General features: G+C 46.3%; 19 protein-coding genes. 1 reads left to right on the top strand and 18 read right to left on the bottom strand.

The genetic code is table 11. The features are described 5' to 3' along the window. Positions 1 to 201 precede the first annotated feature (201 nt). The 12 genes from BLV90_RS04160 to wecB form a co-directional block, all read right to left on the bottom strand. The gene (locus BLV90_RS04160) at positions 202 to 1,125 is read right to left on the bottom strand and encodes an NAD-dependent epimerase/dehydratase family protein (RefSeq protein ID WP_091736637.1); all 924 of its coding nucleotides are present in this window, start codon (positions 1,123 to 1,125) and stop codon (positions 202 to 204) included. Positions 1,126 to 1,676: 551 nt separating this feature from the next. Beyond that, positions 1,677 to 3,131, bottom strand: coding sequence for an NAD-dependent succinate-semialdehyde dehydrogenase (locus BLV90_RS04155; protein WP_091736634.1), 1,455 nt, complete (start codon positions 3,129 to 3,131; stop codon positions 1,677 to 1,679). A gap of 100 nt (positions 3,132 to 3,231) precedes the next feature. After that, complete coding sequence (locus BLV90_RS04150; protein ID WP_177167887.1) at positions 3,232 to 4,509, bottom strand: glycosyltransferase family 4 protein; 1,278 nt, start codon at positions 4,507 to 4,509, stop codon at positions 3,232 to 3,234. Positions 4,510 to 4,550: 41 nt separating this feature from the next. Continuing rightward, positions 4,551 to 5,702, bottom strand: coding sequence for a glycosyltransferase family 4 protein (locus BLV90_RS04145; RefSeq protein WP_091736628.1), 1,152 nt, complete (start codon positions 5,700 to 5,702; stop codon positions 4,551 to 4,553). Continuing rightward, positions 5,699 to 7,090, bottom strand: coding sequence for an O-antigen ligase family protein (locus tag BLV90_RS04140; RefSeq protein WP_091736625.1), 1,392 nt, complete (start codon positions 7,088 to 7,090; stop codon positions 5,699 to 5,701). The genes BLV90_RS04145 and BLV90_RS04140 overlap by 4 nt, the downstream gene beginning before the upstream one ends. Before the next feature lie 6 nt (positions 7,091 to 7,096). Next, positions 7,097 to 8,560, bottom strand: a complete 1,464-nt coding sequence (locus BLV90_RS04135) for an oligosaccharide flippase family protein (RefSeq protein WP_091736622.1) — start codon at positions 8,558 to 8,560, stop codon at positions 7,097 to 7,099. A 20-nt stretch (positions 8,561 to 8,580) separates the two neighbouring features. Next, on the bottom strand, positions 8,581 to 9,321 hold the full coding sequence (locus BLV90_RS04130) for an acyltransferase (RefSeq protein ID WP_091736619.1): 741 nt from the start codon (positions 9,319 to 9,321) through the stop codon (positions 8,581 to 8,583). 72 nt (positions 9,322 to 9,393) lie between these two features. Next, the gene (locus tag BLV90_RS04125; protein ID WP_091736616.1) at positions 9,394 to 10,701 is read right to left on the bottom strand and encodes a nucleotide sugar dehydrogenase; all 1,308 of its coding nucleotides are present in this window, start codon (positions 10,699 to 10,701) and stop codon (positions 9,394 to 9,396) included. 35 nt (positions 10,702 to 10,736) lie between these two features. Beyond that, positions 10,737 to 11,852 carry a DegT/DnrJ/EryC1/StrS family aminotransferase gene (locus tag BLV90_RS04120; protein ID WP_091736613.1) on the bottom strand — a complete coding sequence of 372 codons (1,116 nt, stop codon included), beginning with the start codon at positions 11,850 to 11,852 and terminating at the stop codon, positions 10,737 to 10,739. Continuing rightward, entirely contained in the window at positions 11,849 to 12,889 is a 1,041-nt protein-coding gene (locus BLV90_RS04115; protein WP_091736610.1) for a Gfo/Idh/MocA family protein, read from the bottom strand. Before BLV90_RS04115 ends, BLV90_RS04120 begins: the two co-directional genes overlap by 4 nt. 493 nt (positions 12,890 to 13,382) lie before the next feature. Continuing rightward, on the bottom strand, positions 13,383 to 14,579 hold the full coding sequence (locus BLV90_RS04110; protein WP_091736607.1) for a glycosyltransferase family 4 protein: 1,197 nt from the start codon (positions 14,577 to 14,579) through the stop codon (positions 13,383 to 13,385). 47 nt (positions 14,580 to 14,626) lie between these two features. Continuing rightward, on the bottom strand, positions 14,627 to 15,697 hold the full coding sequence (gene wecB, locus BLV90_RS04105; protein WP_091736603.1) for a non-hydrolyzing UDP-N-acetylglucosamine 2-epimerase: 1,071 nt from the start codon (positions 15,695 to 15,697) through the stop codon (positions 14,627 to 14,629). A 186-nt stretch (positions 15,698 to 15,883) separates the two neighbouring features. On the opposite strand from wecB, the gene BLV90_RS16640 reads away from it, so the two are divergent. Further along, complete coding sequence (locus BLV90_RS16640; RefSeq protein ID WP_281241998.1) at positions 15,884 to 16,015, top strand: hypothetical protein; 132 nt, start codon at positions 15,884 to 15,886, stop codon at positions 16,013 to 16,015. Positions 16,016 to 16,094: 79 nt separating this feature from the next. On the opposite strand, the gene fabZ is transcribed toward BLV90_RS16640, so the two are convergent. From fabZ to BLV90_RS04075, 6 genes are all read right to left on the bottom strand, one after another. Then, on the bottom strand, positions 16,095 to 16,523 hold the full coding sequence (gene fabZ / locus BLV90_RS04100; protein WP_091736600.1) for a 3-hydroxyacyl-ACP dehydratase FabZ: 429 nt from the start codon (positions 16,521 to 16,523) through the stop codon (positions 16,095 to 16,097). Positions 16,524 to 16,777: 254 nt separating this feature from the next. Further along, positions 16,778 to 18,055: an NAD-dependent malic enzyme gene (locus BLV90_RS04095; protein ID WP_425433860.1), complete on the bottom strand. Its 1,278-nt coding sequence runs from the start codon at positions 18,053 to 18,055 to the stop codon at positions 16,778 to 16,780. An 89-nt stretch (positions 18,056 to 18,144) separates the two neighbouring features. Further along, on the bottom strand, positions 18,145 to 18,666 hold the full coding sequence (gene pgsA / locus BLV90_RS04090; protein ID WP_091736594.1) for a CDP-diacylglycerol--glycerol-3-phosphate 3-phosphatidyltransferase: 522 nt from the start codon (positions 18,664 to 18,666) through the stop codon (positions 18,145 to 18,147). Positions 18,667 to 18,772: 106 nt separating this feature from the next. Continuing rightward, positions 18,773 to 19,699: a DNA-directed RNA polymerase subunit beta gene (locus tag BLV90_RS04085; RefSeq protein WP_091736591.1), complete on the bottom strand. Its 927-nt coding sequence runs from the start codon at positions 19,697 to 19,699 to the stop codon at positions 18,773 to 18,775. A gap of 391 nt (positions 19,700 to 20,090) precedes the next feature. Beyond that, positions 20,091 to 20,384 (bottom strand): sporulation transcriptional regulator SpoIIID, encoded by a 294-nt coding sequence (gene spoIIID, locus BLV90_RS04080; RefSeq protein WP_091736588.1) that lies wholly within the window; start codon positions 20,382 to 20,384, stop codon positions 20,091 to 20,093. Between the two features lie 177 nt (positions 20,385 to 20,561). Further along, positions 20,562 to 21,236, bottom strand: coding sequence for a M23 family metallopeptidase (locus BLV90_RS04075; RefSeq protein WP_091736586.1), 675 nt, complete (start codon positions 21,234 to 21,236; stop codon positions 20,562 to 20,564). Between the last annotated feature and the right edge of the window lie 279 nt (positions 21,237 to 21,515).

The raw sequence follows: 21,515 nt of genomic DNA, 5'->3' as shown, positions 1-21,515 counted from the left end.
TGAATAGTGTTGTATTCGTCCTCAAAGTGAGGATGAAAACCGTTGCTCTATTTCAACTGCTACTCAGTATACTTGAGTTTGTTCTCTTTTACAATATGTCACTATGGCGATTTTACAACGATTTTACAATAATGCTACGCAATCTTTTCACATGCCTTTGGATGTATTTCACACCTGATATCCTATAACAAAAGGGGTAGATTAACGCACTGCCAACGCTTGAAAATAGGCAAATGTCCGCTCTAGACCTTTCTTTAGATCCACCTGTGGAGACCATCCCAATGTGTCCGTCACATACTGGATATCGAAATAGCTGTGTTTAATATCCCCTGATCTGTCCGGACCATGCACCGTTTCGATTTTTTCCCCTAATATTTCTTCCATGATAGCGATGAGATCGTTCAGAGTTGTTCTAAGACCTGTTCCCAGGTTGAAGATTTCATTATTCCCCTTCTCCAAGGCGAAGATGTTTGCCCTTGCAACATCCTCCACATCAATAAAGTCACGAGATTGGTCTCCATCCCCATCGATGGTGAAGGTTTCTCCATCAATCACTTTGTTCATCAAAGTGGGGATAACTCCTGCTTCTCCACCAGGCAATTGACGAACACCATATACATTCGCGTAGCGAAAGGCAGTGTAATGGAGACCATAGAGATCATTGTATATCTTGAGATAAGACTCTGGCGTAAACTTTGAAATACCATAGGGAGAAAGCGGTCGAACGGGGTGATTTTCATCCAAGGGAAGATACTCAGGATTTCCATAAATGGCAGCAGAGGAGGCATAGACGATCTTCTCTGCTCCATATTGTCGACACGCTTCCAATACACGTAGAGTACCAACAATATTGATATCGGCGTCCCTTATGGGATCTTCGACTGAAGTAGTCACCTTTGCATTGGCCGCATGGTGTATAACCACACGAGGCCGTTCTCTCTCAAATACCTCCATTAATCCTTCGTCCTGTATATTAAGCCGGTAAAAGGGGACTCCTGACTGTAGATAATTTTCTTTTCCTGAATGAAGGTTATCCACAACTACCGGCTGATATCCATGATTTAAGAGCTGTTCGACAATATGAGAGCCGATAAAGCCAGCTCCTCCAGTAACCAACACTTTCATCACCCGCACCACTCCCTTTCGTCCGAATACGTTAGCTTCAACAGGTGACGGACCTTAGGAAGTCCACTCTCCGCAAAAAGGTTCCTTATAAAGCTAAACGCTTCTCCTGTAAAAAAAGTTCCCACTGGTCTTTTTACCATCCCAATGGATAAATTTATCACTTAAGGCTGTCCATTTTCTCTTTAACCAACCTATGCATTTCTCATGAAAGCTAGACGGAAAACATCCGGCTTTTTAACGTTAGGGTTTACTCCCCCGTAAAGAACTCTCCTTTCACGGTACAATAAATAAATCCAGCGATATCATGGGTTTTTGACAACTTCGTGAACGAAGGCTTTTTTCAAACATAAAATTTCCTCTGTATTTTCTGATGTCATCCTGGAAAATTAACTCCTCGAAAATAAACAAACTACACGATATATGGATGGTCTACCCACAGTAAACTATTTCATACAATAGAGTAGCAGGAATCCGCTCTGATTCCTGCTACTCTATTGTATTTAGCACTGTGAAGTCATTTATCTTCAATAAGAACATCAAAGAAGTGGGTTTTATTTTATATTAACGGAGATATACTTGGTCTCTAAAAACTCTTCCACTCCGTATTTACCCCCTTCTCGTCCAAGACCACTCTCTTTAAACCCTCCAAAGGGTGCTTGGGCCGTTGAAGGTGCCCCATCATTTACACCTACAATACCAAACTCCAATCCCTCCGCTACGCGAATGGCTCGGGCTAGGTCTTGGGTGTAGAAATATGCGGCGAGTCCATAGCGATTGTTATTTGCCTTTTTAACAACTTCTTCTTCTGAGTTGAAAAATTGAATCGGTGCAACAGGTCCAAAGGTTTCTTCCTGCATGATTTCCATCTCATCGGTCACCTGAAGGAGAACCGTCGGTTCAAAGAAGTGGGCCTTCTCACCAGGATTTTTCCCTACTTTGGTATGGCGGTGACCTCCTGCGATGACCTCTGCTCCTTTATTAATCGCATCCTTCACCTGTCCCTCAACTTTATCCGCAGCATTGCCATCGATTAAGGGACCGATGCTGACATCTTTCTCCAACCCATTCCCCATTTTTAGCTTCTTAGCCCGCTGGGCCAATCGCTCAGCAAAAGCATTACCAATACTCTCCTCCACATAAATCCGATTGGCACAAACACAGGTCTGACCCGCATTGCGGAATTTGCTGGCTATCACCTCATCAGCAGCACGGTCGAGCTCGGCATCCGCAAATACGATAAAGGGAGCATGTCCACCCAACTCGAGACTTACTTTCTTCATCGTATCTGCCGCTTGTTTCATCAAAATCTTGCCAACCTCTGTCGACCCGGTAAATCCGATTTTCCTTACTCGCTCATCAGCAAGCATCGCACTCCCAACAGATGGGGCCCTTGTACTGGTGATCAAGTTGATAACCCCTTTAGGAACTCCTGCTTCTTGGAAGAGTTCTACTAAACGGCACGCTGTCAAGGGGGTCTGTTCTGCTGGTTTGATAATGACCGGACACCCTGCGGCGAGGGCAGGAGCAATCTTACGAGTAATCATCGAAGCAGGAAAATTCCACGGGGTGATCGCAGCAGCGACACCCACAGGCTGTTTATGTACCCAGATCCTTTTATCTGGGGATGAAGCGGGAATCGTTTCCCCATAGATCCGTTTGGCTTCTTCTCCACTCCACTCTACAAAATCAGCAGCATATTGCACCTCTGCATATGCTTCAGCCAGGGGTTTTCCCTGTTCTAGTGTCATGATCTCCCCTAGCTCATCTTTATGAGACACAATCAACTCATAGGAACGCCTTAGAATATCCGCCCTTTCCCTTGCTGTTCGATTGGCCCAAACAGGAAAGGCCTGATGGGCGGCAGACACAGCCCTTTCTACATCTCCTTCATCCCCATCTGCACACACACCCACAATTTCTCCTGTAGCGGGATTTGTCACCTCATAAAATTCCCCTTGAAGTGCATGCGTCCATTCCCCATTGATAAATAACCCATACCGCTTCATGCTCTATACCACCTTTTGATTACAAATTAGAGATTAACCCTTTCATTACACATCAAAACCCACGGCGCTTTAGCTCCAAGGGGTGATAGTCTATCTTTCATTACGAGCCACCACGATCCATAATCCGTCTATGCTTCCTCCAACGTCGTCTCATGTTCATGGACACCGGTGAAAAGCACAGATCCTCATAAAACTGATGAGCTAACTTTTGTCGATCACCAAACTGATCCACATATTGAAGCCCTCGCTCCTGAATTGCTTTTCTTTCTACGGCAGGCAAGTCACGTAAAAGCAGGATCCCCTCTGCAATCCCCCGAGGGTCCTCTGCACCGCAAAAGATTCCCGTTCGGCTCTCCTCAAGAATCTGGCGAACCTCTCCATCTACGGTGGTTAGAATCGGTTTACCCACAAATAAATAATCAAATAGCTTATTGGGACGCGCTCCACGAAAAATCTCATTATTGGCAAGAGAGATGATCCCACAGTCTGCCGCATCGATAAAGTCATATATTTCCTCTTTGGTGACTGGGTCCAGAAAGAAAACTTGTTCAATATTCTCCTGCTCACAAATCCGCTGTAACTTTTTCTTCTCTGGTCCATCTCCTATCAGGACAATAACACAATCTTGTGGAAGCTCCTTCCCAGCCCGCACTACATACTCCAGCGCATTAGCCGGCCCATGTGCTCCCGCATAAAGGGCAACGAACTGATTCGATGCTACCCCCATGCGACGACGAGCTGCACTTCGCTTTTCTTCACAGGATTTCCAGGAATCACGGAGGATTCCGTTGGGGATGAGAGTCACCTTACTAGGATCAATCTTCTTATCCACAATAAAGCGTCGTTGATACCCCGTCAGTACGACAATCTTATCCGCCTGTCGATAGAGAAAGGATTCAAGCCAAGTTAACGCTTTAATCATCCAGGATCGTTTGAGCCCACCCATGTTAATCAGCGTATCGGGCCATAAGTCCCTAACTTCCAATACAAAGGGGCATCCCTTAATACGAGACAATAACCATCCCGAAAAGGGGGTTAATAGATGTGGAGAGGAGGCAATGATCACATTTGGCCTCGTCCGAAATAAGCCCGCAATGAAGAAGAGGAAAGCAAAGCTGATCATATTCAGCATTCTGCGAATATCATTCCGACGATGCGGAAAAGACCACAACCACCGCAACCGGAACCCTTTTACAGGCTCCTTTTCTCCCTTGGATGCTTGATCAACGAACTGACGACGAGAATGGTTAAAAGAAGAAAGCCAAAGGGTAACCTCAGCCCCTTCTTCCTTTGCCCACTCTTCACCTAGTTCATAATGTCGAGTAATCCCCCCAAGACGAGGAGGCACGGCATAGTGGTTAGCAATCCAGATACGCAACGGCTTCACTTCCTTGTTCGACGGATAACGAACCTTTACATCTAAACCTGGCTTACGGATCCTCCTTTGTGTCTTGACAGCGGCGTCAGGTCTCGATATAGACCTAGTAATTTCTTCTCCTCTATGCACCAATTATAAACATCTCGATGAGCCTCTCTTCCGTTTTTAGCCATTTCATCACTCAGTGAGGAATCCCGCAAGATTTCCTCTACCTTACCTGCCATCTCTTTTGGATCCAAGGCGTTTACTGTTACACCTGCTCCACTTGATTCAAGAATCTGCTGCCAAAGTGGAAAATTGGTTGCTACTACGGGTAGCCCTGCTGCCATATATTCAAAAAGTTTGATCGGTAAAGACTCCCGGTAGTTTTCCACAGGGTGAAGACAAACAAGTCCTACTTTACTACGAGCTAACCAAGCCCCTACTTCTTCAAAGGGAATACGACCATGTAAGGTTACTCTCTTATTACGTAGCTCTGTCTCCTTGCGATCCTCTGGGTGGATATGTTGCAGTGGACCGACTAGATGAAGTTCCGCTTCCAGCTCTGGGGGGAGATAGTCCATCATTGCGATCATCTCTTTGTATCCCCGCAAATAGGAGATCCCTCCCACATAGACAATACAGTTGCTGTTTCTCTCCTTTACAGGAGGAGAGTCTCTAAAGGGAAGCGGATAGTTCTTCACAGTCACTACGCGTTTTGTGGTGGATGTAAAATTACTAGCGATCGGATCGGTTGCAGTCACCACTGCGGAAAGTCGACTTGCCATTCCCTTCTCTACCCAATCTGCAACACGCGCTAGGGAGTTTCGCCACTTCACTGGAATCCATGGTTTCGTACCAATCTGCTTTGGCAGATCCTCATGAGCATCATAGATAACAGGCCGACGAGTCATCTGCTGCAAGAGGACACCCAAGGGTAAAAGCTCAGGATCATGAAAATGAAAGTGATCCGCCCTACTACGTAACGCTCGCAAAAAGAGGCGCCACCCCCCTAGAAGGCGAGTACCCTTACTCTGCGGTATTGGAAGTCCAATAATACGAACTCCCTCAATCTCCCGTTCTTGAAAGTCTGCCAGGGCATGCAACTCCACTTGATAACCTGCTTCCCTTAACGAACGGGCCTGTTTGTGATAAATACGGGAATCGTTATAGCTATGAACGGAGCTCATGATCATTACTTTTCCCCCGGTCATGCAGAACCCCCTCCTTCAGCACTTCGCCTCACTCGCTCCCCGAGAAGGACTACAGCAAGGGAAAAACCGTACACGATCCACATAGGAGTAAAATGAATGGCTGTACTTGGTGACATTCCTCCAAAGAAGTAACCAATGAGAGAGATCAAACAAGCCGTCGCCCCCCAACGAATCACCCGGGGAAGATATCGATTACTCTCTCTGACTCGAGCTAAGGAAAATAATCGCCACAATAGCCAGCCATACAAGCTCATGTATAGGAGAAAGATCGGCACCCCAAAATTGACCAAAATTTCTACCCACCAGTTGTGCATGTTCACTTTGGATCCAACCCCGGAAGCGCCCTTCATATAGTTCTCAATATTACCTGCACCCACGCCCATATAATGACTATCCCTGAGGAAATGAAGCCCATGCAGGATCAAATTCTTACGAATGGATACACTTTGATCCTTCCCCATGGTGTCATCCTCGCCACTCCCTCCCTCATCCTGGGGTAGATTCCAAGACTGTAAATGTTGAATGATCCCTAGGGTACTACCCAGTTTATCCCGCGTATCCTGCGACAGAACGGAGGAAAGAAGGAGGAAAGTCACCAATACAGCCAAAAGAACTAGCCCTAGTCCCTTTACAACATTTTTTCGATGGCGATCCTTTTTTTCGACTGTCAAAGGAATGAGGATCAACCACCCGATGACGAGCAAAGGAAGAGCAAAGCCGCTATTGCTGCGTGAACCTGTAATAAACAGATCGCAAAGGGCGATGATCCCTGTGATATAGATCCAAATCTTCGTCTTACGTGTAAGGGGCAGCATATAGAGTGCTGTGATCAAAAAGGGCAGTCCTAGTGTGAGTACGGTGGCAAAGTCATTTTGGTTGGTAAAAAAGGATGTAGGGTTAGACGCATCCCTCTGCCAATAGCGAGAAGCGGGAAGATGCCAAAAAGTGAGCGCTTCGATCAACCCAAAGGCTACGATGATAAAAAAGGCTCCAAATAACACGCGTCCAGTCTTTTTTAGAGAGCCAACATCCTTTAAGAAGAATGGAAAGAAGAGGCACATAAGAACCATCATGACTAAGAATGTGGTGTACTTCAGCCCATTCCCAAGGTTCTCTACCCAGGTGAGAGAAGCTATGGCATAGCTAACCCAGAAGGCAAAAAAGGCAATTTGCCAGCGGATAGGCCCCATATGAGAAGAACCTAGATTCCTTTGCCTTGCCCAACGGATCAATACCCCTGCCATTAGCAACAGGAAGACAAGGCGAAAGAACGTCATCTTGAAACCACCCAATGGCACACCAAAAGTAGGTCCCAATACGGCGAAAATAATCATTAAGTGGAATAGTTGGTGAAGAGGTTGCTGTCTGGGGAGAGATAGAGAAGTCATCAACACTCACCTTTTACGCATGAGTTTAGAAGGCAGGGCACTAACCATTTTTATAGAGTCTTTATTAAATAATCCTGTCGCAAAGATAGCGACAATCATCAAGACAATCATGGCTAGATACCACAACCAAATGCCAGGCCAGTGATGAACCTGCATCCAAGTGATTGCTGTCATCACTCCAATGAACAGAGTGAGGTAAATCATCATCGATCCGATACGAAAATCAACAGGGTACGCTCTTTGACCTTTACGATAGATGGAGAGGAAGATATACAAATAGGTGAGTACTGTCATTGCACCTGTTCCCCAGGCTCCGATAAAAGGTACGAGGGCGAGGTTACCAATCAGATAAATCACTGCGGCAACCATAAAGGTCTTTGAAATGGTTTTGGTCAGCTTGTTAATCAATAGCCCTACACCGACAATCAAATGCATGGTATTCAGAAGGATTCCAAAGGCAAGCATCCATACATATGGATAAGCATCATAGTACTCAGGTTTCCCCGCAATGAGTTTGATAACCGGCTGAATCAAAAAAGTAAGGCCCATGATAAAAAACGTACCTAGTACAAGAAAGCCCCGAGCGAGCAAACTGTAGATCCGCTTGGAATCCTCTCGATCCTTAATGGAGACGGAAAAAGGTCGCCAAGCAAGTTGAAATGCGGAGGTAATCAAAGCAATAATGCTAGCAAATCGTACCGCTAGTCCAAATACACCCGCTGCATCCGCAGAAACCAAGTGGTAAATGATTGGCCGGCTCACGGCATTCATCACCCAAAATGCGAGGAGCGTGGGAAGCAGTGGAAAACCGTAACTTAACAAATCCCATACATGTTTTTTCTTAATATGGCGAGTAAATTGGTGGCGATAATACCAAAGAAGAATGACGGCAACAATGGATTGAACCAGGATCTGCCCATAGAAAATGCCGAGCACACCCATTTTCCCTTCAATAAGAAACCAAACACTTGCCAAGCTGGAACCAATCACAAAGGTCATGGTACCAATGATGAAGACCTTTACCTGGCGAGCAAATCGCGCGTAAGCTAAGGTCTGCTGAATGACCACGTTCGCAACGATAGTAATAATCGCCAGGGTGGGTAGATTGGCATACCCCTCTGGGTTGTTATAAAGAAGATCCACTGATGGTGCGCTGATGAAAAACGCCACCGCTAGGAAGAAGAGACTGACAACGAAGGGGAAAAAGACCGCGGCAGTAAAATATCCCTTACGATCCTCCTCATCCTTTGACTCAAAATAATAGAAGGCAAAGGCTGTATCCGTTCCTAAGATACAAAAGTAAGTGACGACCATTGCAATCGTATTGGTCATATCCCAATCCCCAAAACGTGAGGGCACGAGATAGCGAGTATAGACCGGAACCAGCAAAAAGGCCACGATCTTGTTCCCCATCAGCGCCATTGCAAAGGCGGCTGAATCTGAAAATAACTGTTTAATCTTCGCGAGCATAATTGGCCCCTTTACCGTGTCTAACCTTTGCGCATCTCCTCCTTCGGTACCGGTCTAAGGGAACGGGCAGGTACTCCGATATACACTGTAGCCGGTTCCGTATCTCGGTGAACAACCGCACCCGCAGCAATAAAGCTTTCTGCTGCGACAACGACTCCAGGGAGGAGAATCGCCCCTCCCCCCACACGAGCTCCCCGTTTTACATCAGGTCCTCTCATGTGCTGAAAGCGCTCCTCTGTCCTACCCATAAAATTATCGTTGGTAGTCGTTACACAAGGTGCGATAAAAACATCTTCTGCTAACCGAGTATAGGCGGTAATATACGCATTGGTCTGTATTTTGGTACGGGATCCGATCTCCACTTGATTCTCTACAGCAACTTGGCAACCGATCACGACTGTATCCCCAATCCGGCACTTTTCCCGGATGAGAGCCTGATCACCAACCAACACTTCATTTCCGAGGATACTTCCTCGATAGAGAACCGCATTCGCCCCGATCGTGCTCCCTTCTCCAATCCGCAACCCAGGGAGATCGGCATCCACTTGAACAGTACTCGTTTTGGCCGGACGAGGCCACCGACCAATAACGGTGTTATCAGCAATCAATGTACCGTCTCCGATGTGTGTACCTGCATGGACGGTCACATGGTTGCCAACGGTGACATTATCGCCCAAAACCACATCTTCTTCAACAACGCTAAATCGACCCACCGTCGTCCCCTTCCCTATTTTCACAGAATCATGAATCCAATGGCTCATGATACCCCTCCATTCAGTGGAACCATCTGCTATTTCTATCGGGTTATCCTATACAACTTTCGGTGTAGAAAATTAAATTTTTTCATAGTCCCCATGAATCGGTTTTGTATCCTTCAAGGCATTCCTCGTATCAAAAATAACTCGGGCATTTTCCGCAATATGGTTATAGTCATAGGCCGTATGATCCGTAGTAATGATCGCGAGATCTACTTCCTGTAGCAACTCCGTTGTCAGCTCTATACTCTCATAAAGGCGCCCCTGTACAGTAAAAGCAGGAATATGGGGGTCGTTAATAAATAATTCAGCTCCGTATTTTTCTAACTTCTCAATAATATCCAATGCAGGCGATTCCCTCATATCATCGATATCTCGTTTATAAGCCACTCCAAGAATTAAAACCTTCGCTCCCCTCATCGATTTAGCGTTCCGATTGAGGATTTTCATCGACCGTTCTACAACGAAATCCGGCATATAGTTGTTGATTTCCCCGGCTAATTCAATCAACCGGGTGTGGTATTTATACTCTCTTGCTTTCCACGTGAGATAATAGGGGTCAATCGGAATACAATGCCCTCCCAAGCCGGGACCGGGGTAAAAGGCCATAAATCCATAGGGTTTCGATTTAGCCGCCTCGATCACTTCCCAATAATCGATGCCCATCTTATTACAGAGAACAGTCATCTCATTAGCCAGGGCAATATTGATATTGCGGAAGGTGTTCTCAATGATCTTTTCCATCTCTGCCACAGCGGGGCTGGACACTTCTACAACCTCCCCTTCCAACACATTTTGGTAAAGGGCGGCTGCGACCTGGGTACAAGAAGGGGTAACACCTCCAACTACTTTCGGCGTATTTTTGGTGTTGTATACCTTATTTCCAGGGTCGACGCGTTCAGGAGAAAACGCGAGGTAAAAGTCCTCCCCTACTTTTAGCCCACCTGATTCTAGAATAGGCAAAACTACTTCCTCTGTGGTGCCTGGATAAGTGGTACTTTCTAAGACCACAAGCATACCGGGATGAAGTCGTTTTGCGATCTCCTTAGCGGAAGCTTCTACATAGGACGTATCCGGCTGCTGGTAGCGGTCAAGGGGAGTGGGGACGCAGATCGCCACGGCATCCAAATCAGCGATATCTGCATAATCCGCTGTCGCCTTTAAGCCTCCACAGCGGACTATTTCAGCAAGCTCCTCATCAATGATATCCCCGATGTAGTTAATTCCTTGGTTGACCATATCCACCCGTTTTTCCTGGATATCAAAACCAATGACATGATACCCTGCCTTGGCTTTCTCCAAGGCCAAAGGCAGTCCCACATACCCTAGACCGATCACGCCGATGACAGCATTTTTACTGTTTATTTTCTCAATGGTTTGCTCCATCTATGCTCTTCTCCTTCTCCGCTTAGATGTAAAAGCTAAATCGTCCCTTGATAAAATTCCTTCACTCCCTTAACCACTTGGTAGATCGTCTCTTCCTTTATCTCTGGGTAGAGGGGAAGGGCTAAGGTTCGTTTGGCTAGGGATTCAGCTACTGGTAGAGAGCCCTCTTGATAGCCTAGCCCATGAAATGCCTCTTGTAAGTGAAGGGGTATCGAGTAATAGGCATTAGTGGCGATCCCACGCTTTCGCAAATAGGCCATCAATTCATCCCGTTGCTCAGACTGGATGATGTATAAGTGGTACGTTGAGTTAGCTTCCTCAGAGACATAGGGGGTTGTAACAGGAAGCTCAGCTAACAGCTGATCGTAAAGTTGGGCGCTCTCTCTCCGCGCCTGGTTCCATTCATCTAAATACTTCAGCTTCACTCGTAACGCAGCTGCCTGCAATTCATCAAGTCGGCTATTGTAGCCAATTCTCCGATTGATATATTTGTTTGCCGGATCACTCCCATGAACACGTAAACTGCGGAGCTTGGTCGCAAGGTTTTCATCCGGGGTCACAATCATCCCACCATCTCCGTACCCACCTAGATTTTTTGTAGGGAAAAAGGAAAAGGTAGCAGCATCCCCCAGAGAGCCAACTCGCCGACCATTCCAATCAGCACCAATCGCCTGTGCCGCATCTTCCAGCACAAACCACTCGTGATCGCGAGCACAGGACACCACATCATCCATGTTGGCTGGTTGGCCAAAGATATGGACGGGTAGGATGGCTTTCGTCTTCGCTGTCCCCTTCAGCTCCAACTGATTGGCATCCAGGTTATACGTCTGGGGGTCTACATCCACAAAAACTGGAGTGGCTCCTACGCGTGAGATGGCCTCAGCCGTTGCAAAAAAAGTAAACGGTGTGGTCAATACTTCGTCCCCCTGGCCAACCCCCGCTGCATCCAAGGTAAGAACAAGGGCATCTGTTCCATTCGCCACACCGATCCCATGACCAGCACTCACATAGTGAGCTACTTCCTCTTCAAGTGCTCTTACCTCAGGTCCCAGGATATAGTGGCCACTTTCTAATACCCTTAGCACGGCTTGGCTGACTTCCTCTTGAATTGAACCATATTGACCCTTTAAATCCATCAAAGGGGTCTTCATCCGCTGATCCCTCCTGTAGTCAACTCATCCAATCGGATACGTTGCCCAGTTAGTGCCGCCCTTTGGCAAGCATTTACCAGTGCAAGGACACGCCGTCCATCCGCTCCAGTGATCAGCGGCTGTCGACCCCTTTGTATCGCATCGGTCATATCTTCGATCAAACACTGATGTCCAGGTTTTCCATAGGGATTTTCACCAACTTGTTGAACTATTTCCGTCGCCTCTTCTGGAGTGAGATCAGCAAATTGCCAGGTTTTAATCCAGTTCGCAGTAGGTCCCCCCACGACCGCTGTCCCTGTCTCACCAAATAGAGAGAGTGACTCCTCTAAATTACGGGGATATAGGGTAACTGCTGCTTCAATCACACCAAGGGCTCCACTTTTAAAACGGAGGATCGACACCATCACATCCTCTACTTCAATCTCTCTGAGACGGGTAGCTTGATAAGCAGATACTTCTTCCACATCCCCCATCATCCATAACAACAGATCCAAATTGTGAATAGCTTGGTTCATCAAAACCCCACCATCCATCGCCCTGGTTCCTCGCCAGGGAGCCTGATCAAAATAGTCTTGGTCCCGATTCCAGCGCACGGTCGCATTGGCATGACTAAAGGTACCAAAAGCTCCTTCCACAACTCGATGTCTCAATGCTTCCATCGCTGGTCGAAAGCGATTGGGATGGACAACGGACAATAGTACCCCTTGATTCTTACACACCTCTATCATCTTATCGGCGTCCGCTATGGTTAGCGCCATCGGTTTTTCTACGATGATATGCTTACCCGCTTGCGCCGCCTGAATCGTCATCTCCTTATGAGTGCCACTCGGTGTACATATACAAATGACATCGACGGTTGCCTCTCGCAACATCATCCCCAGGTCGGTATAACCCTTCACTCCATCTCTTGACCAGCGGGAGAGCCGAGTTTTGTCTTGATCACAAACCGCTGTCAAAAAAGCTCCCTCGGTAGCTGTAATTGCCTCTACATGTTTCCGAGCGATGTGACCACATCCAACAATTCCATAACGTATCAATCGTCTCCCCCTTTTTTTCCACCGACCATCATCTTAAAACTCGCGTCCAATGTACCATAGTGAAATTGGCTGGTGTATCATTTCCATAAACTTTTAAATCTTTCTTTACAATATCTGTACAAAAGTGATACCCCTATCCAACCCTCGTCCAATGGGTACCTCCGATAGAACCCCTCAATATAACAAATATTACATCTTACGGAACTCTATTACCCATTAGAATCATTTATAAAACAAAAAACCGCGGATCGCCGCGGCTAGTTCCTAAATAATCGAAGCTACATTATTATTAATTAATCTTTCTATACTTTAGGGTCAGGTCTTTTGATTATCTTTAGGGACTACAGGATATCCAGTGAACATCCATACAACACTTGTGAAGGGATAAGACTCCTGTTCTCCCAGTTCCAATATCAGTTAAATCCTAAGCCTAATGTACGGTATCAAAGTATGTACATAATACCAAATACTCTCTTTATTAGAGCAATCCCTTCTAAACGGGGTGTACAACCTTTTCATATAAGCTTCGGACCTGCTCAGCATTACGTTTCCAGGTAAGCGCTCCTGACTCTGTAAATGCTCGCTCTCCCATATCATAGGCGAGCCCTTCATTCTCCGCTAAAAGGATGGATAAGCATTGGGCCATCTCCTCTGGACGCTCAGGTTTCACCAAAAAGCCCGTACGACGATGCTGTAAGACTTCCGATATCCCACCAACATCTGTAGCAACAACAGGCTTGCCACACCCCATAGCCTCCATAATGATCGAGGGAAGGCCTTCACTAAGGCTAGTTAATGCCACCACATCACAACTATTGATCCACATAGGAATCTCCTCATGGGATCGCCGACCGATAAAATGGATCTGATTACTGATACCCGCCTCCCGAGCCTGGCTTTGTAACTCTCCCTGAAGAGGGCCACTCCCGACAAGATAAAGATTCACCTGATCATCCTGAGCGGCTAATCGAGCAAATGCATCAATTAACACATGGAGCCCCTTTACCTTATACAGATTGCCCACATAGAGAATGGATTTCATATCGGCTGAAATGCCTAACTTCTTCCGTGCTGCTTTCTGACTCATGGGGGAGAATCGATGGGGATCGAATCCATTATAAATCGTTGTCGCCTCTACCCCAGCCACAATCTTTTGTGTATCTCTTTTTAACTGTTCACTAACCGTGATGACATGATCGTTCTTCCGTAACGCCTCCTCAGTTCGTATATAAACACCCTTGGATTGTTGAGGATATAGGCGAATATCTGACCCATGGATCGTACTGATCACAGGAACCGAAAAAGCATCTTTTAATTTAGCACCCGCATACCCATCAGGATAAATCGTATGGCAATGAATGAGATCAAAGGAGAACTGCCTTCCTATCTCTGCCACTTCATTATGCAATGCCTGATAGTAAAAATACCCGTATGCAGAAAAAAACAACCCACCTGGCATCATAAAGGTCGGCACATAGCGGATCGAGATCCCATCCATGGTAGCCGTTCGGGGAAATCGTTGGTAATCACGCCACTTTGGATAGAAGGGGAAATGAGGAATAGGAGAAAGAACTCGACATTCGATTCCTTCATCACGTAGCGCTTTTACTTGGTTGTGAACAAATATCCCCGCCATCGGGTTGGCTGGATTTGGATATAAATGGGAAATCACCAATACGTTTAATTTCATAGTCAGCAACCCATCTTCCTTTCCCAGGCCACGGGGCGGACCGGGCCTTATCTTATTTTATAGGCCAATAGGTTCTCTACAATTCGATCTGCAGCGTATCCATCACCAAATACTGGGACTATATCGAAAAAGTCCGCTGAAAAATTCTCTATTGCGTCAATAATTCTTTCTCGATCAGCACCTGTTAGACAGTTTGCACGTTGTTCTACAGTCTCTGTCCATTCTGTCTCATCACGCATGGTGATACAGGGTATCCCCAGTACAAATGCTTCCTTCTGCACTCCACCTGAGTCTGTCAAAATCTTGGCAGCCTGGGACTCGAGATAAAGCATATCTAAATACCCGACGGGTTCGATTACTACCAGATGAGGATTATGAAAAGCTAAACCTACCTCCTCCATTCTCCCCTGTGTTCGTGGATGAAGGGGAAGAATAGCGGGTATCGACAATTGATTGAGCGCCCCTACAATCTCACTCAACCGTCTTGGATCGTCAGTATTCTCCGCTCGATGAAGCGTGACTAACACATAGGAACCTCTTTTAAGACCAAGTTGCCCCAAGATTTTTGAAGACTGACTAGCCAATTCCCGATTGTAGCGTACAGCATCCACCATCACATCCCCAACCTGCTTTACCCCAGATGTGATTCCCTCCGCTGCTAAATGACGCACCGCTGTATCTGTGGGACAGAAGAGAAGGGTAGATACATGATCCGTCAGCACACGGTTCACTTCCTCTGGCATCCGACGGTTAAAACTACGTAATCCCGCCTCCACATGTGCGACAGGGATATGAAGCTTCGCCGCAGCGAGTGCCCCTGCAATGGTGGAGTTTGTATCTCCGTACACAAGCACCCAGTCTGGTTTTTCTCTTATCAGAACTTCCTCCACCAGGGCAAGCATCTCCCCGGTTTGTGCACCGTGTCCTTTTGACCCCACACCTAGATGATAATCGGGAGCGGGTATCATTAACTCCTCAAAAAAAACATCCGACATGGCCTGATCATAATGCTGACCTGTATGAACAAGGACCTCTTCACCTTGCCTCCGTAAACTTCGAGAAACAGGTGCTGCTTTGATAAATTGGGGACGTGCTCCTACGATGGTTACCGTCTTCACAGATTTCCCTCACTTTTTCTCGCAGATGGATTAAAAAATCCTCTTCATTTTAACGAGATGAAAGGACGATAGGGTACATGATTAATCGGAAATTAACTAACTCTTTATAAACAATGAAGAGAATGGTTAGAGGATCTCTGTGTGATGCTAAGGTCATGACCTAAACTAGCGGAAGGAAGATCCACCGTGTCCGCAACCCGCAATAATCGCGCATCCGACGAACCCGATCCGTTAGATTCAATCATCGGGCTGATCAACGCTAGTCTACTCGCCTTCCTCATCTGGGGTCTTCTTTATCTTCTCGTTCGCGCCTGGTAATTCCCCCCTGAAAAAGGGGTTGACCTCTTTGCACAAGATGTGCTTTGGTCAACCCCTTCACTCGATCTATCTTTTCAGCTTAGTTGGAATCGACAATGGCAAATAGAAGCTCTCCTTCTGCAACAACCTGACCATCCACCTTGGCAATTCCTTTCCCCTTACCCATGGAAGAGCGTACCCGGAGTAACTCCACTTCTAAGGTAAGCGTATCTCCTGGTTTCACTTGACCTCGAAAACGAAAGTTATCTACACCAGCTAAAAACCCGAGCTTTCCTCGAAGATCATCCATCCCCAATACCGCATAGGCACCTACCTGAGCCAAAGCTTCAACGATAAGTACCCCAGGCATTACTGGATACCCTGGGAAGTGGCCCTGGAAAAAGGGCTCATTGATACTTACATTTTTCAATCCGACTGCTCTTTTACCCATCTCGCACTCCAAAATACGATCCACCATTAAAAAGGGGTACCGATGGGGGAGTATTTCCTGAATTTGTTGGCTATCCATTTCCCTCTTGTTCTCTCCCTTCACAATCGATGCCAGTATGTATTTTATGATACCGAACTTATTGATCGGACAATAGCCCGTCTATTGTAACACAAAGTTCCAAATCCTGATGAGTGAACGTTCTTTTTCCATGTATGAAAGGAACCAGAGGATCTTAGACTAAAGATGGTCCTTCGCTTACTAGTGGCGATGGCTTTAAATAAAAGGCACCGGGAAAACCTCTCGGTGCCCCTTCTTTGAGGCTCTATCGTATCTTAAGAATGAGCAACGGTCTCTACCGCTTCAGCAACAACTTGATGCACCCGTGCATTCAACGGGTTAGGAACAAGATACCCGGGTTTTGTACAAGCTGCGATAGCTTCAGCCGCCGCTGTCAACATCTGCGGTGTAATTTCAGTGGAACGAGCATTTAAAACCCCTCGGAAAATCCCTGGGAAGCCTAATACATTATTAACAGAACGCCCATCTGCGGCATATGCGGCACCTGCAGCTAAGGCCTCCTCTGGTTCGATCTCAGGTTTCGGATTAGACAGAGAAAGAATGACTTGTCCCTTCCGTATCCATTCTTTTTTAATCAACCCAGGTACACCCGTAGTAGCAATAACGATATCGCACCGCTCCATAAGTTCGGGCAACGAATCTACAGGTGCCCCACCATATTGAGCCAAACGTGCCTTTGCATCCTCGGAAAGATCAACTCCGACAACATCGCTTACTCCATAGGCCATACACATGCGGCAAATGGCAAGCCCTGCTGCACCAAGACCGATCTGACCCACCGAAGCATCCTTTAGATCAACCCCAGCACTTCGACAGGCGGAAATAACTGCGGCTAGTGTAACAACGGCTGTTCCATGTTGATCATCGTGCATGACAGGAATATCAAGCTCATTCTTTAGTCGCTCCTCCACTTCAAAGCAATGGGGTGAACCGATATCCTCTAACAGGATACCACCAAAGCCTGACGCGATATTTTTCACTGTACGCACAATTTCATCCGGGTCCTTCGTGTTCAAGAGAATAGGGATTCCACTAATTCCGACAAAGCGATCAAAGAGAGCCGCCTTCCCCTCCATTACTGGCATCCCTGCGACTGAACCGATATCTCCCAAACCGAGAATGGCCGTCCCATCCGTTACGATCGCCACAGAATTTCCGATACTTGTATAGATACGCGCCTTCTCTGGGTCTTTCTCGATCTCCCGACAAACCTCAGCCACCCCAGGTGTATACACCCGGCGTAGATCTGAGATCGAGTGGATATCCAGACGACTTGTCATATGTATTTTTCCACCCTCATGAGCTTGAAGCACATCGTCTGAGACAGCATGGAGAATGACTCCCTCTAGATTGCGAACCGTCTCCAGCACCTCTTGCAAATGCGTTTCGCTATCGCAAGAAACAATGATATTGCGCATCGTCCAAGTGGGGCCTACCTGAACAGTTTCAATCTCGCCAATATCTCCCCCCATCATTCCGATAGCAGACGCTACCCGACCCAAATTACCAGGCAATGATGGCGTTTGTACCATTAACGCCCGAATCACGTTTTTCTCAGCCAAACCTGACACCCCCGATAGACATTTCCAGAAAAAAAGAGCATCTCTTTAGATACCCTTCTTTACATCGTTCGCTGGTTCAACATCTTAAATTGTAGCAAATAGATCAATGATGTAATAAAGGAGAAAATAATAACGCCCCATAAGAACTCACTTCCCGATGGGTACCCAAACATCAATAAGGAAAGGGCTATGTAGTACAGTACAGTTGTCAATTTTCCCATTAAATTAGCGGGTACTGTTAGTTTCCCACGGAAGTGAAAAAATGCAGATAATGAGATCATCCCCAAATCTCGAATAAATATCGCTATTGCCGCAGTAATACTGATCATTTGAGAAACAAGTAAGGATAGGAAAACCGCTAGCATCATCAGTTTATCTGCGAGCGGATCCAACATCACCCCTAGTTGAGTGACTTGTTGATGGCGACGTGCTAAATACCCATCCAGCACATCTGTCAGACCAGCCAACAACAATACCCCAAATGCCCACACTGTTCGGTTAGGAAGTTCAGAGAAGAACAAAACTAAATATACCGGGATGAGAACGAACCGAAAAACAGTAAGCAGATTGGGCACATTCATCGGGATCCCTCCTCCCACTCAGATCAGCCCACTCTATAAACAGCACCTGCTAGACTATAAAAGACCCCGTCCTAGCTATCCGAAAGATAGCGGAGACGGGCCCTATTTACCCGTAAACCAATTTGTATAAGTGCTCCCACAAGTTCATAGTAAATACATCACCTACAGAACCTTTCCCGATCACACTATAACCGATAAGTACTCCTCCCAATAACGTTCCAAGGGAAAGTACGGGTAACCAGACAAAGGCAAACTTCATAAGCTTCCGGCGATTAAACTCGGATCTAGCAGAAGGCTCTGTCCATATTTCTAAATCCGATACCGTGGAATCGCCTTCAGTTTCTCTATGCTTCAGCTCTTGCGAAACAGCATCTTGGTTAGGAGGATCTTCAGCGTCTCCCTCCCCTTGATGAACAGGGGATACGACTTCATCTTTTTTCCACTTCAATTCACCAGCAGGCTTGGGGCGATCCTCTTCCAACTCTGGTTCTGGCTGTGCTGGTGGGACACCCCAATCCTGATCCAATCGACCTTCCCAAACCTGATCATCCTGGTTAGTTGAGGCTTGCTCTTCTTCCGAATCAGCTTTATCTTGTTCTTCTTCCGAACCAGCTGTATCTTCTTCCGAATCAGTTGTATCTTGCTCTTTCTCCGCTTTCCGATAGGTCTCATCTACTTCAAGATCATCCCAACTCTTGTCAATAGACGGATCTTCTGGAGATTTTTGATCCTCCCCAATAGTTGAATCATTCTCAGTATGATCTAATTGGGCCACCTTTGCTCCCTCCCGTTGGTCCTCATGCTCTTCCTTCTTCGATGCTTGAGGATCCTCCGTAGAAACATCAGGCTTTTCCTCTTCGACTATTTGACTTTCCTCATCCCGCTCAGTGCGTATTTCCTTCTCGGCTTCGGGGGAGTCTGTTCCCTCCCGCCGGGGAAGGTTTTTGTCCCCGACCTCATGGGAGGCCACCCTTTGCTTATACGCTTTGCCGTCTTCCCGCACCCGGGGCTGTTTGTTATCGTTCCCCTGCATGTTGATATCCTCTCCGAGCAGCAAAAAGTTAATTTACGCAAACATCGGGTAGCTCGTCCAACCGAAAAACCGCATTTTTCTCTATTTACGGCTTATTAAATCCTGTCAGTTGTACTTGCTCCATAGATAAAATATATCGCAACTATAAGTACAAGTCTACTCTCTATGTCATCTATAGATAGGTTGTTACATCATTTACCAACTCTCTAAAGTAAAAAGAAACGAGGTGGAATAAAAAATTTCCACCATCAGGACTTCCTACTCCTTGCCGGGACCGGAGAACCGGCGCCTAGGGAACCGGTTCTTACGGCAATATGTATTTCAACCGGGACCCGGAATGCATACCCAATTTTCCTAACGAGTAGGCGAGGTATTCCACATGTATTCCTTATTAAACCTTAACCGTCGTCTCCAAATCTTTTACTTCTTTCTGAGGACGAGTACGTTTATACTTGATCTTCGTGGCTTCGCCACCCCGTAGATGTCGAATTGACTTGTGATACTCTAAAATCTCTTTGACCTGATTGGCCAAATCGGCGTTTATTTCGGGTAGTCGCTCGGTCAAATCCTTGTGTACAGTGCTCTTGGAAACCCCAAACTCTTTAGCAATCGTGCGGACGGTGTTTCGGGTTTCCACGAAGTAGCGACCAATTTTTATTGTCCGCTCTTTGATGTAATCGTGCACTCCCCTCGCCTCCCTCTCTGAATGTCTGGTACATTATATGAGGCGTGTCAGCGGTTATTCTCATCTGACAGGCCGTGACAAGCCGTTTGCGCCCAAATTTTCCCGCAATTCAGCTGAATACGCCCATAAAAAAACCCCGCCTCTTTGGGAAGCAGGGGTCGAGAATGTTGGAATTCATTATTGTTTTTTTAGATATTGTGCAGGATTAACGGATTCACCATCTTTACGAATTTCAAAGTGTAAATGGGTCCCCGCCTCTTTTTCAAAGCTATTGCGACCTGCCTTCGCGATGGTATCTCCTTGGGAAATCGAATCCCCTTCTTTGACGGATACATCATCTAAGCTTTGATATACAGTCACTATCCCATCTTCATGACGCAACTCTACTTGGTTTCCAGTCAATGGATTCTCCTCAACGCGAAGCACTTTTCCGCTCATAGCGGCTAACACCGCGAAGGATTTTCCATCTTTACGGGCATAATCCAAACCAGAGTGAGGCCAATAGGTGTTTGCATATTTGACGAGTGAGGCCTCTTTTGACTTTTCAGAAGCAGCTTCATCATAGTAGCCCATCGATTCAAGCGTGTTTGAAGTCTCTTTGGTAGGAAGTTTCATGTGTTCGCTCTTGCCAACTGTGGGCTCTTCCTGTTTGAACGAATCTTCCCAGCTGGTATTGGTCTTATTAACGCCGGAATTTTGGGCGCCTTGATACCACCATACCAGGCTTAGGATGAGTGCTGCGGTAGCTAGATAGACAGCTGGGAAAAACCACTTTTTGGCGAAGAGGCGTTTCCACTTGAGACTAGAGACTTTACTGACCGGCTTTACCGGTTTATTGTCTTCGGGTTTCATTGGGTTATCACCTCAGCAACCATTCTCGACACACAATTCCCGTTTTATACCATTCCATAAGGTTTTTTCATATTTTTTTCGTCGATAACTTTGCACTTTGACATTGATTGAATGAAATCACTTCTTCGTTTTTGTTTCAAACATAGATGCATTCTTATTTGAAAGAGATGCTCATTTTCAGTCATGGAATGATACTAACAATCCGCAAAATTCGACCCTTCTTCGATGATTCAATAGAGCACTACCTCTAAAACTAGCACCCCTTCTAACTCTTAAAAA

It is taken from the genome of Marininema mesophilum (genome assembly GCF_900106775.1).
Lineage (GTDB): Bacteria > Bacillota > Bacilli > Thermoactinomycetales > DSM-45169 > Marininema > Marininema mesophilum.
Note: the sequence above shows the minus strand (reverse complement) of the source record. Positions and strands in the feature narration are given on the sequence as shown.